General features: G+C 70.3%; 13 protein-coding genes and 1 pseudogene. 6 read left to right on the plus strand and 8 right to left on the minus strand.

Annotated features, from left to right (window positions below; all coding sequences use genetic code 11):
* Positions 1-30: 30 nt before the first annotated feature.
* From gcvP to G6028_RS02200, 3 genes are read left to right on the plus strand one after another with little or no spacing between them, the layout of a single operon-like run.
* Positions 31-2,925, plus strand: a complete 2,895-nt coding sequence (gene gcvP, locus G6028_RS02190) for an aminomethyl-transferring glycine dehydrogenase (protein ID WP_182657912.1) — start codon at positions 31-33, stop codon at positions 2,923-2,925.
* Between the two features lie 47 nt (positions 2,926-2,972).
* Entirely contained in the window at positions 2,973-3,800 is an 828-nt protein-coding gene (locus G6028_RS02195) for an 8-oxoguanine DNA glycosylase OGG fold protein (protein WP_182657913.1), read from the plus strand.
* Between the two features lie 27 nt (positions 3,801-3,827).
* A complete protein-coding gene (locus tag G6028_RS02200) occupies positions 3,828-4,661 on the plus strand; it encodes an alpha/beta fold hydrolase (RefSeq protein ID WP_182657914.1) in 834 nt (277 codons plus the stop codon).
* Positions 4,662-4,697: 36 nt separating this feature from the next.
* Here G6028_RS02200 and G6028_RS02205 read toward each other — a convergent pair whose 3' ends face one another.
* Positions 4,698-6,254, minus strand: a complete 1,557-nt coding sequence (locus tag G6028_RS02205) for a fatty acyl-CoA synthetase (RefSeq protein WP_182657915.1) — start codon at positions 6,252-6,254, stop codon at positions 4,698-4,700.
* Between the two features lie 351 nt (positions 6,255-6,605).
* Here G6028_RS02205 and G6028_RS18015 point away from each other — a divergent pair.
* Both G6028_RS18015 and G6028_RS02210 read left to right on the plus strand, forming a co-directional pair.
* Positions 6,606-6,659 (plus strand): annotated as a pseudogene (locus G6028_RS18015) (SEC-C metal-binding domain-containing protein); the annotation flags it as partial.
* A gap of 39 nt (positions 6,660-6,698) precedes the next feature.
* Positions 6,699-6,983: a YchJ family protein gene (locus G6028_RS02210; protein WP_277815223.1), complete on the plus strand. Its 285-nt coding sequence runs from the start codon at positions 6,699-6,701 to the stop codon at positions 6,981-6,983.
* Positions 6,984-6,986: 3 nt separating this feature from the next.
* Here G6028_RS02210 and G6028_RS02215 read toward each other — a convergent pair whose 3' ends face one another.
* The 7 genes from G6028_RS02215 to G6028_RS02245 all read right to left on the minus strand — a co-directional run bounded on the left by G6028_RS02215 (position 6,987) and on the right by G6028_RS02245 (position 14,154).
* Positions 6,987-7,529, minus strand: a complete 543-nt coding sequence (locus G6028_RS02215; protein ID WP_095719006.1) for a hypothetical protein — start codon at positions 7,527-7,529, stop codon at positions 6,987-6,989.
* Positions 7,530-7,586: 57 nt separating this feature from the next.
* Complete coding sequence (locus tag G6028_RS02220; protein WP_182616407.1) at positions 7,587-8,525, minus strand: TY-Chap domain-containing protein; 939 nt, start codon at positions 8,523-8,525, stop codon at positions 7,587-7,589.
* A gap of 63 nt (positions 8,526-8,588) precedes the next feature.
* Positions 8,589-9,404, minus strand: a complete 816-nt coding sequence (locus tag G6028_RS02225; protein ID WP_182657916.1) for an NUDIX hydrolase — start codon at positions 9,402-9,404, stop codon at positions 8,589-8,591.
* Positions 9,405-9,464: 60 nt separating this feature from the next.
* Positions 9,465-10,091: a TetR family transcriptional regulator gene (locus tag G6028_RS02230; protein ID WP_182657917.1), complete on the minus strand. Its 627-nt coding sequence runs from the start codon at positions 10,089-10,091 to the stop codon at positions 9,465-9,467.
* Positions 10,088-10,546 carry a DUF3817 domain-containing protein gene (locus tag G6028_RS02235; RefSeq protein WP_182657918.1) on the minus strand — a complete coding sequence of 153 codons (459 nt, stop codon included), beginning with the start codon at positions 10,544-10,546 and terminating at the stop codon, positions 10,088-10,090. The genes G6028_RS02230 and G6028_RS02235 overlap by 4 nt, the downstream gene beginning before the upstream one ends.
* Before the next feature lie 84 nt (positions 10,547-10,630).
* Entirely contained in the window at positions 10,631-13,177 is a 2,547-nt protein-coding gene (locus G6028_RS02240; protein ID WP_182657919.1) for a DUF3516 domain-containing protein, read from the minus strand.
* Between the two features lie 41 nt (positions 13,178-13,218).
* Positions 13,219-14,154: a PAC2 family protein gene (locus G6028_RS02245; protein ID WP_179525203.1), complete on the minus strand. Its 936-nt coding sequence runs from the start codon at positions 14,152-14,154 to the stop codon at positions 13,219-13,221.
* Between the two features lie 266 nt (positions 14,155-14,420).
* On the opposite strand from G6028_RS02245, the gene G6028_RS02250 reads away from it, so the two are divergent.
* The coding region (locus G6028_RS02250) for a DUF4192 family protein (RefSeq protein WP_182657920.1) at positions 14,421-15,422 on the plus strand (1,002 nt) is incomplete at its 3' end.

Here is a 15,422-nt window from a genome sequence, read left to right on the forward strand (position 1 = left end):
CCGGGCGGCCCCGCCCTTCGAGGAGCACCTGTGACGACGACCCCGCACACCGCCCGGACCGGAGGCGAGTTCGTCGCCCGCCATCTGGGACCCGACGCCGACGGCCTGGCCCACATCCTGCGGACCATCGGAGTGGACTCGCTCGACGAGCTCGCCGAGCGCGCGTTCCCGTCGGTCATCCTCGACGAGGTGGGTCCCGACGGCCGGGCAGCCGGCATCGACGCGTTGCCCGAGCCCCTGTCGGAGGCCGACACGCTCGCGGCGCTGCGCGTGCTCGCCGACCAGAACGAGGTCTCGGTCTCCATGATCGGGCAGGGATACTACGACACGCTCACCCCGGCCGTGATCCGCCGCAACGTCGTCGAGAGCCCCGCCTGGTACACGGGGTACACGCCCTACCAGCCGGAGATCAGCCAGGGCCGACTCGAGGCTCTCCTCAACTTCCAGACCATGGTCGCCGACCTCACCGGCATGGACATGGCGGGCGCCTCGATGCTGGACGAGGGGACCGCGGCCGCCGAGGCCATGACGATGCTCCGCAGGGCCAACCGGTCCTCGAAGAGCCCCCGCTTCGCGGTCGACACGGACGTCTTCGGACAGACCGCCGCCATCCTCGCCACCCGCGCCGAGCCGCTGGGTATCGAGATCGTCACCGCGAACCTGATCGACGACGGGTTGCCGGAGGGCGACTTCTTCGGAGCACTCGTGCAGACGCCGGGTGCCTCGGGCCGCGTCGCCGACGTCGCCGGGCTGATCGACCAGTGCCACGACCGGGGAGTCCTCGTGGCGGCGGGCGTCGACCTGCTCGCCGCGACCGTCCTCACCCCGGCCGGGGACAAGGGTGCGGACGCCTGCTTCGGCTCGTCCCAGCGCTTCGGTGTCCCGATGGGCTTCGGTGGCCCCCACGCCGGCTTCCTCTCCTGTCGCACCGCCCACGCCCGTAACCTCCCGGGCCGCCTCGTGGGCGTGTCGACGGACGCCGACGGTCGGCCGGCCTACCGGCTGGCGCTGCAGACCCGCGAGCAGCACATCCGCCGCGACAAGGCCACGTCCAACATCTGCACCGCTCAGGTCCTGCTCGCGGTGGTCGCCGCGATGTACGCCTCGTACCACGGAGCGGAGGGCCTGGCGGCGATCGCCCGGCGCGTGCATTCCCATGCCGCGGTCCTGGCCGACGGCCTCGTCGCCGCGGGTGTCCAGGTCGTCCACGCCGACTTCTTCGACACCGTCCTGGCCAGGGTGCCCGGCCGCGCCTCCGAGGTGCTCGCCGCCGCCGCCGAGCGGGGGGTGAACCTGTGGAGGGTCGACGACGACCACGTGTCCGTCTCCTGCGACGAGGCCACCACCGGGGACCACCTCGCGCTCGTCCTCGAGGCGTTCGGCGGTGACGTCGCCGACATCGCGGACGCCGGACAGCTGGAGATCCTCGTCGATCCCGCCTACGGCGACCGGACCTCGCGCTTCCTCCAGCACGAGGCGTTCGTCAGGTACCGGACCGAGACCGCGATGCTGCGCTATCTCCGCGCCCTGGCGGACAAGGACCTGGCGTTGGACCGCACCATGATCCCGCTGGGCTCCTGCACCATGAAGCTCAACGCGACCACGGAGATGGAGCCCATCACGTGGCCGGAGTTCGCCGGACTCCACCCCTTCGCGCCGGTCGAGCAGACCCGCGGGATCCGCCGGCTCGTGGCCGACGTCGAGCAGTGGCTCGTCGACATCACCGGCTACTCCGCGGTGAGCCTGCAGCCCAACGCGGGCAGCCAGGGAGAGTACGCGGGCCTGCTGGCGATCCGGCAGTACCACCGCTCCCGCGGCGACGAGGATCGCAGGGTGTGCCTCATCCCGTCCTCGGCACACGGGACCAACGCCGCGTCCGCGGTGATGGCGGGGATGAAGGTCGTCGTCGTCGGATGTCGACCCAACGGTGACGTGGACGTCGACGATCTCCGCGAGAAGGTCGGCCGACACGCGGCCGAACTGTCGGCGATCATGATCACCTACCCCTCGACCCACGGGGTGTACGAGCACGACATCGAGGAGATCTGCGCGATCGTCCACGACGCCGGCGGCCAGGTCTACATCGACGGGGCCAACCTCAACGCGCTCGTGGGGGTCGCCCGTCCGGGGCGGTTCGGTGGCGACGTGAGCCACCTCAACCTGCACAAGACCTTCTGCATCCCGCACGGTGGTGGCGGTCCCGGGGTCGGCCCGGTCGCGGTGGCCGAGCACCTGCGTGAGTTCCTGCCGGGCCACCCGTACGAGGAGGGTCTCGGTTCGGGCGCGGTGGTCTCGGCCGCGGCCTTCGGATCCGCCTCGATCCTCCCCATCACGTGGGCCTACGTCCGCATGATGGGTGCGGACGGGCTGCGGCGCGCCACCCTCACGGCGATCGCGAGTGCCAACTACCTGGCCCGGCGGATCGGGCCGGACTTCCCGGTGCTGTACTCCGGGGACGGCGGGTGGGTGGCGCACGAGTGCATCCTCGACCTCCGGCCGCTCATCGACTCGGTCGGCATCTCGATCGACGACGTGGCCAAGAGGCTGGCGGACTACGGCTTCCACGCGCCCACGATGAGCTTCCCGGTGCCCAACACGCTCATGGTGGAGCCCACCGAGAGCGAGGACCTGGCCGAGCTGGACGCGTTCTGTGACGCGATGGCCGCGATCCGCGCCGAGATCGACCGGGTCGCCTCAGGGGAGTGGACCGTGGAGGACAATCCGCTGCGCGGGGCGCCCCACACCGCCGAGAGCGTCTCCGCCGACGAGTGGGAGCACGCCTACCCGCGCAGCCTGGCGGGCTACCCGCTGGGGTCGGTGTGGCGCCCCAAGGTCTGGCCTGCGGTGCGGCGGATCGACGGCGCGTACGGCGACCGCAACCTGGTGTGTTCCTGCCCTCCGCTGGAGGCGTTCGCCGAGCACTGAGGCGGCGGGGGCCGGTGTTGTCGTACCCGCGTGACAACCTGCGGAGCATGACGACGACCGGTTCCCGTCCCGTTCCAGACCTCCCCTCTTCGTGCCTGACGTGGTGTCGCGCCCAGCCTCCGGCACTGCTGGTGGCGGACGAGTACGTGGAGATCGACCTCGACCTGTGGAACCTCAGGCTTGCGGAGCGAGGAGTCGACCTGCGACTGGTCGCCGGCGGCCCGGACGGCGGCCGGGTCGAGTCCGGGAACGGATACCTCCGCAGGAGTGACCTCTGGGCAGCGGGCCGAAGGGCGCGCGGCAGCCTGGAGGAGTCCGTGGTCGCGCTCTACATGTGTGCGGCCTGGCTTGCCGGGCATCCGCAGCGATCGGGCGTCCGCAGGGGATTACCGGACTTCCGTGTGCCGGAGCGGGACCGCCCGGCGTGGCGCTCGGTGTCTCCTCACGGGTATCCCCTGGTCCTGCACGAGGTGGCGGACTGGTTGGACGCCCCGGCGGAGGCCATGAATCTACTGCGCAACGGGGCGCCGTACGGCAGGGCCGGCAGGGGGGTGCCCGATCTCGGTTTCCCGCTCGCCTCGCTCTATCTGTCGTCCCTGGGCATGGCGTGGTCGGAGCAGAGCATCGTTCCCGTCGATTCGGCCGGGGTCGCCACGCTGGTCCACGCGGGATGGACCGAGATCGACTCGCTCGGTCGGATGACACCGCGCCGGTATCAGCGGTATCTGGATGTGATCTCCGCGTGGGCGGACGAGGCCGCTGTCGACCCGCTCGTGGTCGAGATGTGGTTGGTGCGCGACTGGCATGACCGGCGCTCGATGGTCGCGCCGACGGGGTCGTCTGCGGAGAGTCCACCCGGCGGCCGCCCGCGGTGAACCACCGGAGAGGATAGTGTCCGCTCCATGGAACCGCAGAGCATGACCGTCGAGATCCCGGTCGGCACCCTCGACGTACTGGACTGGCGTACCACCGGGCCCGAGCGCGGGACCGTGTTGGCGTTGCACGGCTTCCCGGAATCCCCGTGGGAGTGGGAGGCGGTCGCCGGGGTGCTGACGCAGCAGGGACTCAGGGTCGTCGCTCCGGCCCAGCGGGGGTACTCGGCCGGTGCACGCCCGGACGACGTCGGGGCCTATGCGATCGAGCACCTGAGCGCGGACGCCCTGGCGATCGTCGACCATCTCGGTCTGGAGACGGTGCACGTGCTCGGCCACGACTGGGGGGCATCGGTCGCATGGTGGCTCGCCGCCCACAACCCCGGGCGGGTGTCGAGCCTGACGGTGGTGTCCGTCCCCCACCTGTCGGCCTTTGCGTGGGCTCTGCAGTCCGACCCGGACCAGCAGGCCCGATCGGCCTACTTCGCCCTCTTCCGCCAGGAGGGGAAAGCCGAGGACGTCCTGCTCGAGGACGGAGCCCGACGTCTGCGGGCGATGTTCGACGAGCACGTGTCTGACGAGCTCATCGCCAAGCACCTCGAGGTGGTCGGCACGCGGGCGGGGCTGACGGGAGCGCTCAACTGGTACCGCGCGATGCGGCGGTACGACCTGCCGGACGTGTCGGTTCCCACGACCTATCTGTGGGGTGAGGACGACCTCGCGATCGCGCGTGCAGGCGCCGAGGCCACCGCCTCCCGGGTGACGGGGGAGTACCGTTTCGTTCCGCTGTCCGGCATGGGGCATTGGCTCCCGGAACAAGCGCCCGAGGAGGTGGCCGCGGAGGTCCTGGCCCGGATCGGCTGACGCCGGCGACCCCGGTGGGTTGCCGAGGTCCCGGCGTCAGGTCTGGCGCAGTTCCCGCTTGAGGAGCTTGCCCGACTGGTTCCGGGGCAGCTCGTCCACGAAGACGACCCGCTTCGGCACCTTGAACGGCGCGAGATGGGCGCGGGTGCCGTCGATGATCTCGGATTCGGTGGCGTGGACGTCGTCCCTGAGGACCACGATCGCGGTGACGGCCTCGATCCACTTGTCGTCCGGTGTGCCGATCACGGCCACCTCCGCCACGCGCTCATCCTGATAGACCGCGTCCTCGACCTCCCGGGACGCCACCAGGACACCACCGGTGTTGATGACGTCCTTGATGCGGTCGACGACCTCGATGAACCCCTCCGGGTCACGCACCACCAGATCGCCGGAGTGGAACCACCCGTCGCGGAACGCCTCGGCGGTGGCGTCGGGCTTGTTCCAGTAGCCCGTGCACAACTGCGGAGACCGGTAGACGATCTCGCCCCGCTCGCCGTCCGCGACCTCGGCGCCCGACTCGTCGACGACGCGGGCGTCCACGAAGAACACCGGTCGGCCCGCGCTCGCCGGACGGGCGTCGTGCTCCTCGGGGCGCAGGACACTGGCCAGAGGGCCGATCTCCGACTGTCCGAAGCAGTTGTAGAACCCGAGGTCGGGGTACTTCCCCCGCAGTCTCTGGAGCACCGTCACCGGCATGATCGAGGCGCCGTACTGGGCCTTGCGCAGACTCGACAGGTCCCGGGACTCCAGGCCCGGATGGGAGGCCAACGGCACCCAGACCGTCGGGGCGAGGAAGAGTGAACCGATCCTGTCGACCTCGACCCGGCGGAGGATCTCCGTGATGTCCGGGGCGGCCATGAGGTGCACCGTCGCCCCCAGCGAGAGGTAGGGGAGCGCGAACACGTGCATCGCGGCCGAGTGGTAGAGCGGCATGGTCACCAGCGGCTCGTCGTCCGCGGCCAGGTCCAGGGCGAGAATGCAACTCACGTACTCGTGGACGAGCGCCGAATGGGTCATCATCGCGCCCTTGGGGCGTGAGGTCGTCCCCGAGGTGTAGAGGAGTTGCGCCAGATCGTCACCGGTGGCGGGGGACTCCACCGGGGTGCACGGGGAGTCACCCGTCGCCGAGCCCAGTACGGTGCCGTCCGCGGTCTCCCCCTCACGGGGCAGCAGAGGCAGGGAGCGCAGCCCCGGCATGGTCTCGAGTACGTCCGACAACGTGGCGGCCTGTGCCGGGTCCACCAGGACCAGGGACGCCCCCGAGTCGGTCAACAGGTACTCGAGTTCGCCGCCGGTCAGGGCGTAGTTGACGGGCACGTGCGTGAACCCGGCGCGGGAGGTGGCGAGGAAGCCGATGAGATAGGCATCGGAGTTGACCCCGTAGCCGGCAACCCGGGCGCCGTCCTCGAGGCCCTGACCGGCGAGGGTCGTGGCCACCCGGTCGACCGCGGAGTCCAGCGCCGCGTAGGTCCACCGGCGTTCGGCGAAGGTGAGTGCCACGCGGTCCGGGAACCGGGCCGCCGAACGTCTCAGGACGGCGTCGATCGTCGCGGAACTCACGGCGGGACCGGGGAATCGAGGGGGTGTGGTCATCGTCTCAGCCTAGAGGTCAGCCGGCGAGGTCATGGCTCGGCGGCGACGATCTCCAACACCTCCGGGGGGACCGCCCCGTTGCTGTCCCGCGGGGTCCAGTGCTCGCTCGGGACCCACTGGGATCCGCACCCCCGACACGCGAACATGGGCTCCCCGCGCCGTTCCACCGGGGTTCTCGTCCACTCGCACAGGTCGCGGCACGAGCGGACCCGTAGGGGGACGCCGTCGGGATCGGGCTGTCGCCGGGGCCGGAAGGGCAGTGCACGGAAGCTGGACATCTCTGGGCTTGAGGATAACCGGTCGTCGTGTGGGTAGCCTGATCGCGGATGCGGGTGGACGGAGGAGGGCGACGTGAACGCATGTCCCTGTGGGAGCCGGCGCCCGTTCGATCGCTGCTGCGGACCGCTCGTCGAGGATGGTGTCCCGGCCGAGACCGCGGAGCAACTGATGAGATCGCGGTACACGGCCTTCGTTCTGGGTCGGGAGGACCACCTCTGGCGCACCTGGAGCCCGCGGACGCGGCCGGCCCGGGTGGAGGCAGGTGACGTCGAGTGGACCGGCCTCGCGATCCTCGACGTGGTTGCCGGTGGCCCCGCCGACCGGACCGGGACGGTGGAGTTCGAGGCCCGGTATGTCGGGCCCGAGGGCCCCGGTGTCATGCGCGAGCGATCGGCGTTCGAGCGCAGAGGTGGTCGATGGACGTATCTCGAGGGCACGGGATCGTCCTGAGCCCTAGGTGGCGGTCGGGTCTTCCGGCTGGCGGGTCACGGTGACCGAACCGATCGTCCTCGGGGCGGTCACGTCGATGCGCCCGATACGGTTCCCTCTGGGCATCGTCCAGGCGACCATCCCCCGGATCTCCTCGCCGGGGAAGCTCAGGACCGAGGGTACGAGGGGGTCCTCGACCGTCCCCGCGGGGTTCTCGATCCGCTCGAACGGCCGCCCCGACGGGTCGAAGGCCGAGAAGTCCTCCGGGCCCAGTTCCGGCTGACCGGACGCCTGCACCGCGCGGACGTCCACCACCACGACCGCGTCCGAGTACGTGGTCGAGGGCACGATGCGGAGGTCGGACAGGGTCACGGTGGCGTCCCACGATTCTCCGGCCACGGGGAACGGCCTGTCGAACTGCTGCGACGAGGGCAGGGGTCCGGACTGCTGGGCGGTCGGGACGGGGACGCCCGCGGAGTCGTCATCGCCGAACAGGGAGGCCGGTGAACAACCCGACGTGGAGACGGCCGCGGTCACGATCACTGCAGCGAGGACGGCGCGACGCATGTAGGCGCTCCTGGGGCGAGTTCTCACACCGGGCCCGTCCCGGCACGGTCTCAGATCCTACTGCTCACCGGGACGGTGGTCATCAGAGGCGCGCAGGTCACGCCATCGTCTGCCCGCGACCCGGTGCGCGAGATCCGAGTAGACGTCGTCGAGTTCGGCGGAGATCTCGGCCAACTGGATCTTGAAGTTGACCGGGACGAACACCCGGTCGACGAACTCCGCCTCGGCGGAGATCGTCTGGCCGTCGAACACGTACCTGCACCACAGCGAGTCCCGGTTGAGGATCGCGACCTCGGTCTCCGCGGCCGCGGGATCCTCCACGGAGGACACGAGTGGGCTCCGGAACACGACGAGGGGGAGCGAGCGGTGCGCACGGACGAACAGCAGGACACACCCGGCGGGAACGGTGAACACGTCATGCTCGTCGGGTGTGACCCGACGCTCGTAGACCTCCGACAGAGCCGACTGTAGTGCTCTGGTCGCCTCGTCCGGGGTCGCGATGGGCTGCGACCGGAAGTCGGCGTCCGCCGACACGGGTTCACCCGAACCGGCCCCGGTCGCGTCCTCCGGATCGGACACGTCATGGAGGAATACCGGGTGGGGGATCCCGAAGACGCGCTCCATCGTGCCGGCGACCAGGTGCGCCACCTCGGGTGCACGGTTTACCGGGAACGTGAGGTCCGCCCCCGGCGCACCCTGGTCGGTCGGGCGCCGGAGCGCCCAACCGAGGGCCATGAGTTGTTCGAGCCGGACGGGCCCCAGCGGCTCCGGCGAATCCTCGGACCCGCCGCCGGAGACCTCCGCGTGGACGCTGCCGCCGCCGGTGGCGGTGAAACGCACGTACGGGGTGCGGGTGGACGGCGACCCGAGGACGGGAACGGCCAGGTCGAACGTGGCTCCCGGGACGAGGTCACGCAGTAGTCCGGCCAGGCGGGTCGCGAAGCGGTTCCACCCGGCAGCGATCGACGCGTCCACGTCGAACTCGAAATCCCGCATGAGTGGCAGTCAACCACCGCACAGCCGAGCACGTCGGTACTTCGGGATGTCCGGTGGGAGTGATCAGCTCCCCGCCTCCGGCCGGCCCGCCTGGTAGTCGGACCAGTACTCGTCCGAACCGTCGAAGCGCACGCGCACCCCGCCACGGTGCTCGACGACCTCCGGCTGGACGGGAACGATCCTGCGCTCGGAGTCCAGTGCTGCCGCGACGTCGGGGAACCCGGCGAGGACGCGGAGTTGGGTCCACGTCGGGGGGAGGAGCATGGACCGGCCGGCACGGAAGTCCTCGAGGAGGTCGACGGGGCGGGCCCACATGGTCAGGTCGACCTCGGTCGTGAGGTCATCCGGTTCCTGTCCCTCCGGTAGCGCGGCGAGGAAGAACCTCGTGTCGTACCTCCGCGATTCCACCGAGGGCGTGATCCAGTGGTCGTAGGGGCGGAGTCTGCCCGCCGCGAGTGAGAGATCCTCGTCGGCGAGGAACGCGCTGAAGGTCAGCCGGTGGCTCTCGAGCTCCTCGCGGCTCGAGTGGTACCGGCCGGCGTCCGCGACCGGGGAGCCGTCGATGTGGTCGGCGAGGAGGACGCCACATTCCTCGAAGGTCTCCCGCGCCGCCGCGCACACCAACCGGCGCGCTCGAGGCACGTCGCAGTCGAACCGCTCGGCCCACCACGCGGGCGCGGGGCCGGACCAGGCGACATCCGGATCGTCGTCCGAGGCGTCCACGCCCCCGCCCGGGAACACCGTCATGCCGCCGGCGAACGCCATCCCGCGGACGCGGCGTGCGACGAACACCTCGGGTCCGCGATCGGAGTCCCGCATCACCATCACGGTGGACGCGTCCTTGATCGGGCGGGCGGTGGGGTCGTTGCCTTCGGTCATGCGGACAAGTCTCACCCGGCGCGGTGGAGGACGGTTCGTCGGGGTGGCCGGACGGCGCCGTCAGTACGCGCTGTCGGAGGACACCCGACGTGCCAGCACTCCGTGCAGGACACGATCGACGTGCTCGCGGAGGTCGGCTCGGTGGTCGCGACCGGGCGACCGGTCGATCCCCGAACGGACGATGCTCATGTACAGGACGTCGAAGACGGTCTGGGCGGGACCGTCGAGGTCCTCCGCCTCCGGTGCCCGCGGGGAGTGCCGGGCGAGCACGAGTCCGATGATGCCCCGGAGTTCCCCGAGGATGCGCTGCGCCTCCGCCCGGTGCGGGCCGGGTTCCCCGAAGACCGTCTCGCGGTGGTAGGCGACGATGTTCTCCGGCTGGTTCTCGAGGGCGGAGAACAGGGGGTCGCACAGTGTGACCAGATCCTCGACGGGGTCCCCGGTATCCGGGACGGTCTCGACCATGGCGCGGAACTCCTCGTTGGCCACCATGCACAGGAGCTCGCCCTTCGACTGGGCGTACCTGAACAGTGTCCCGGTGCCGACCTCCGCCTGATCGGCCACCTCCTGGGTGGTGACCGACGAGTACCCGTTGCGGAAGAACAGGTCGCGGGCGGCGGCCAGTATCCGGCGTTGTTTGTCCGCCTTGTTCAGCTCCCGGCGTCCCGGCTCACGGGCCAGGGTCACGAGAACCACTCGGTGGGCTTGCCCGCCACCAGGAGGAGCGAGAAGACCACGGCCACCACGATGAGGGTCACCACCAGTGCGACGACCGGGGACCGGAGCGCGAAGGCCAGCGTGCGCTCGGCGAGGGTGCGCGACTGTTCGCCTCCGGGCCCGAGCCGCCAGTGTCCCTCGAGCAGCCCGCGGCGCTCGACGGACCTCTCGAACGGCACGGTGGCGTAGGGGATGACCGCGGACGCCAGGCCCATCAGGCCGGTCCCCGCCGACCAGCGCTTGTCCGTCCAGACCGCGATCGTCGCCACGGTGTAGCACAGGAACACGAAACCGTGGATGCTGCCACCGACCGTGGTGGCCCAGTCGAGACCGAACCCGTACTTGCCGACCATGCCCAGGATCAGCAGCGTCCACGTGATCACCTCCGCGAACGCGAGCCTCTTGTACAGGATGCGGGGGGTCACAGATGTCCTCCAGGGGTCGGATCGGTGTTCGTCGGTCATCGTACGGACACCGGATCCGCGGCCCGGTTCAGCCTCCCCGCCGCGTCACCCCGCGAGGGTCAGCGAGGCGAACCGGACCTCACCCGCCTCGTCGCTGGCGCCGAGGTCCACCACACCCTCGACAGCCCAGCCGTGGTCGTTCTCCGGATCGTCGAGTACCTGCCGGACCCTCCATGTTCCCGGTTCCACCCCGTCTCCCGATTCGGTGACGGAGAAGAGGGCGGGTCCGCGTGCCGTGGGCCCGGTTCCGATCGCGTCGTACTCGTCCCAGTACGCATCGATCTCGGCGTCCCAGTCGGGATGGAGGGGGACGTCGGCGTCGAGTCGCACCAACGTGTCGATGTCGTCTCGCGACAGTAGTTCCACGCGCCGGAACATCGCGTTGCGGACCATCACCCGGAACGCCCGCAGGTTGGCCGTGACGGGCCGGGTGGTGCCGCTCGACTGGCCGAAGGCGAGCTCGGCCACCTGGTCCGGGGAGACGTCGGGGTCGGTGAGCAGTTCCCACTCGTCCAGCAGACTCGAATCGACCTGGCGGACGAGTTCCCCGAGCCATTCGACCAGGTCGTCGAACTCGTCGGTCCGCAGGTCGGCCGGAACGGTCTGCCGCAGGGCGCGGTAGGCGTCGGTGAGGTAGCGCAGGACGGAACCCTCCGACCGGCTGAGACCGTACGCGGAGACCAGATCGGAGAAGGTCATCCCCCGCTCGACCATCTCGCGGACGACGGCCTTGGGCGAGGGCTCGATCCCCGCCACCCACGGGTGCCCGGCGCGGTAGGCGTCGTATGCGTCGGCGATGAGGTCGTCGAGAGGCTTCGGCCACGAGATGTCCTCGACCAGCTCCATCCGTTCCGAGTACTCCACCCCCTCTGCCTTGAGCGCCCCGATCGCCTCGCCCCGGGCGGCCCGCTGCTGTGCGTAGAGGATCGGGCGCGGGTCGTCGAGAACGGACTCGATCACCGAGACCAGATCCAGGACCGGGGTGGGGGAGTCGGGGTCGAGGACCTCCACCGCGGCGATCGCGAACGGGGCGAGGGGCTGGTTGAGCGCGAAGTCCCGTTGGAGGTCCACCGTCAGACGGACGTGCCGTCCGTCGTCGTCCGGCTCCGCCATCCTCTCGACGATGCCGGCGGTCTCGAGCCCGCGGAAGAGTTCGATCGAGCGCAGGACGTGGTGCCGGATCCGGGCCCGGGTCTCGTGCGAGGACAGCAGGAGGTGCCGCATGTGGGCGTAGCAGCTCCCCGGACGCGAGATCACGTTGAGCAGCATCGCGTTGTTGACCTCGAAGCGGCTGGTGAGCTGCTCGGGCTGGGCGCCGACGAGTTTGTCGAACGTCGAGCGGGACCAGTTGACGAACCCCTCCGGCGGCTTCTTCTTGGCCGACTTGCCCTTCTTCTTGGGATTGGCGGCCGACTTGGCCGCGGCCTTGGCGTTCTCGACCTCGTGCTCGGGAGCCAGCACCACCACCAGACCCTCGGTATCGAACCCCGCTCGGCCCGCACGGCCGGCGATCTGGTGGAACTCCCGGGCCTTGAGGACACGCTGCCGGCGTCCGTCGAACTTGGTGAGCCCCGTGAACAGAACGGTCCGGATGGGGACGTTGATACCGACGCCGAGGGTGTCGGTCCCACAGATGACGGTGAGCAACCCGTCCTGGGCGAGCCGTTCCACGAGGCGGCGGTACTTCGGGAGCATGCCGGCGTGGTGGACCCCGATGCCGTGCATGAGCAACTTGCGAAGGTTCCGGCCGAACGCGGTCGTGAACCGGAATCCGCCGATCTCCTCGGCGATGGCGGCCTTGCGCTCCTTGGTGGCCACCGCCACCGAGGTCAGCGCCTGGGCCTGCTCGAGCGCCGAGGCCTGGGTGAAGTGGACGATGTAGACGGGCGCCTTGTCATCCCGGAGCAGGAGTTCGACCGACTCGTGGATACTGCGCAGTGCGTAGTCGAACGTCAGGGGGACCGGGCGCTCGGTGCCCCCGACCAGCGCGCACTCCCGTCCGGTCCGCGTGCGGAGATCCTCGATCAGCCAGTCCACGTCGCCGAGCGTGGCCGACATCAGCAGGAACTGCGTGTCGGGGAGTTCGATGAGCGGGACCTGCCAGGCCCAGCCCCGATCGGGCTCGGAGTAGTAGTGGAACTCGTCCATCACCACCTGACCGATGTCCGCGGCGGCGCCCTCCCGGAGGGCGATGTTGGCCACGATCTCGGCGGTGGCACAGATGATCGGTGCGTCGGCGTTGACCGCGGCGTCACCGGTGAGCATCCCGACGTTCTCGGCGCCGAACACCGCGCACAGAGCGAAGAACTTCTCGCTGACGAGCGCCTTGATCGGCGCGGTGTAATAGCTCCGCACCCCGCGGGCCATGGCGGAGAAGTGCGCCCCCAGGGCGACCAGCGACTTGCCCGACCCCGTCGGCGTGGCCAGGACGACATGGCTACCCGCCGCCACCTCGAGGACCGCCTCCTCCTGCGCCGGATAGAGCGTCAGGCCCTGGTCGGCGGCCCACGCCACGAAGGCGTCGAATACCGCCTCCTCCAGGAGGTCGGAGGGGACGTCGTCGAGGTCGGCGAGGAGTTCGGGCAGTTGCACCCGACCGAGCCTAGTCGCCCGGCCGCGACCGTCCGTCCGTGCTAGCGGGCGCGAGGCTCGTCGTCGCCGGTCTGCTCCGCGAGGAACCGCTCGAACTCGGCACCGATCTCGTCGCCGGAGGGCAGCGGTGTGCCGCCGGGGTTGAGCGAGTCGGAGCCGTGGCGGGACTCCATGAACTCGTCGTACTGCTTCTCCATCAGCTCCACGGCGGTCCGGATCTCCGGGCTGTCGGCGATCTGGGCGGTCACCTGTGCGGTGAAGTCCCGGGCGGCGGTCTCGAGCTCACCGGACGGCAGCTCCAGCTGGGAGATCTGGGCGATGTTGCCGACGAGGTTGAGGACCGCCGCGGGGTAGGCGGTCTGCGACAGGTACTGGGGTACGTGGACGGTGAAGCCCGCGGACGGGATGCCGTGCTCGGCCATCCGGAGCTCCAGCAGCGCGCTCACGTTCCCCGGGACGGAGAACTCCCCGGGCCACGCGGTGAAGCCACGGATGAGGTCGACGTCGCTGGCGTGTGCACTCGACTGGGTCGGGCGGGTGTGCGGTACCCCGAGGGGGATGGCGCCGAGACCGACCGACATCCGGGCCCCGAACGACCCGGCGAGGTCGATCACGGATTCGGTGAACCCGTCCCACCTCAGGTCCGGCTCCAGGCCGGAGAGCAGCAGGAAGAAGGTCCCGCCTGCGTCCTTGACCGCGTGCATCTGGATGGTCGGCTCCGAGTATCCGGCGAAGTGGTCGAAGGAGTACCGCACCTGCGGTCGACGCGAGCGGTAGTCCACCAGCTCATCCGCGTCGAACTCCACGATCAACTGGGAGTCCAGGCTCTCCTTGAGGTGTTCCGTGACGCCCTGGATCGCCTGGCCGGCGTCGGAGAAACCCTCCAACGCATGCACGAGCACCGGACCCTGTCCGGATTCCGATCGCAGATCGGGGACGGGCTCGATCAGTCGGTACAGATCGCTGTGCCTGGCCATGTCGACTCCTCTCGTCGCAACACCCCGAGCCGTCCGGTCCGGTCCGAACTGATCGTCCCACCGGGAGGGGGTTTCTCCTCTTTGCCAACGACGGCGGGCCGCAGTTGATTCCCCACCGTGCCGCGGGCTCCACAGCGGGTCGCCCCCCGCGGGTTTCCTCCGGGACACCGCAGGCGGAGTGTCAGAAAGTTGATCCGGTGCACCGGCACCCGCGGGCCGCCCTCGGCCGGGGAGCGGCCGCGAGACGACGAGACAGGTGGACGACGATGACCGCGAACGGACGGATCGGTGACGACGGTGTGGACGACCCTCGGACGGTGGTGATCTCCTCTCCGGAGGAGCTCATCGCGTCCATCCCGTCGATGTTGGGGTTCCCGCCGGGGCCCGGATCGGTGGTGGTGATATGCGGGCGGACCGCGGACGGTCACGCCGGGCCGGTCGTCAGGATGGATGTCGGCCTGCTCGGAGGTCCCGGATCGCCACCCGGGGAAGGAGACGGACGGGACGGTGCGGACGGGCGGGGCGGTGCGGACGGGTGGGGCGGTGCGGAGGACTGCCGCTCCGGGGAGGGTGAGCCCTCACCGGTCGTGGCCGACGACGGTCCGGCTCGTGGGCTGGCCCGGTTCTGCTCGAGGGAGGGGGTGACCGACGTCCACCTGGTGGTGGTTCACGAGGACTGTGCGGACGGGCACTCCGCCGGTCTCCGCGCGGAGGACGCCGCCGCGGCGTTCGAGTACTGGTTGGGGCTGGCCGGGACGCAGGTCGTCGGCGCCTACGGGGTGGGCGAGTTCGCACACGGCTCGCCGTGGGTCGATCTGTTCGGGATGGTCCGGGGAACGCAGGTCGACCCGGACTCGACGGAGATCGCCGCGGTCCACGCGTTCGACGGGCGGGTCCGGGCCGGTTCGCGGGCAGAGATCGAGCGGCTGTACCAGGTGCGGGACCACGGGGCGTGTGACGACGATCCGCACGGTCGGGGACCCGCACGGCTGGAGGGGGCCCTCGAGGTGGACCGCGCGGTGAGGGCGCACGAGGACGCGGAACGCCGCCTGGAGGACGGGGAGGAACTCGACGACGACGAGTTGGCCGGGATCGGACGCGTCCTGCTGGACATCGCCGTGCGGGACGAGGTCTACCGGCGCCTGGCCCACCGAGGTCTGTGCGATCGCGACGGCCGCCGCCTGCTCTGGTGGTCGCTCGCGCGCCGCCGGCCGGGCCGCGAACGCTCGGTGGCGTTGCTGTTGTTGGGAGCCGCGGCCTACTTCGCC

Source organism: Dietzia cercidiphylli, from assembly GCF_014145145.1.
Classification (GTDB): domain Bacteria; phylum Actinomycetota; class Actinomycetes; order Mycobacteriales; family Mycobacteriaceae; genus Dietzia; species Dietzia natronolimnaea.

What these genes read in the sequence shown, in the direction of transcription:
- G6028_RS02205 (WP_182657915.1), bottom strand. Translation starts at nt 6,254, where the DNA reads ATGACCACACCCCCTCGATTCCCCGGTCCCGCCGTGAGTTCCGCGACG.
- G6028_RS02215 (WP_095719006.1), bottom strand. Translation starts at nt 7,529, where the DNA reads ATGCGTCGCGCCGTCCTCGCTGCAGTGATCGTGACCGCGGCCGTCTCC.
- G6028_RS02195 (WP_182657913.1), top strand. Translation starts at nt 2,973, where the DNA reads ATGACGACGACCGGTTCCCGTCCCGTTCCAGACCTCCCCTCTTCGTGC.
- G6028_RS02220 (WP_182616407.1), bottom strand. Translation starts at nt 8,525, where the DNA reads ATGCGGGATTTCGAGTTCGACGTGGACGCGTCGATCGCTGCCGGGTGG.
- G6028_RS02245 (WP_179525203.1), bottom strand. Translation starts at nt 14,154, where the DNA reads ATGGCCAGGCACAGCGATCTGTACCGACTGATCGAGCCCGTCCCCGAT.
- G6028_RS02200 (WP_182657914.1), top strand. Translation starts at nt 3,828, where the DNA reads ATGGAACCGCAGAGCATGACCGTCGAGATCCCGGTCGGCACCCTCGAC.
- G6028_RS02225 (WP_182657916.1), bottom strand. Translation starts at nt 9,404, where the DNA reads ATGACCGAAGGCAACGACCCCACCGCCCGCCCGATCAAGGACGCGTCC.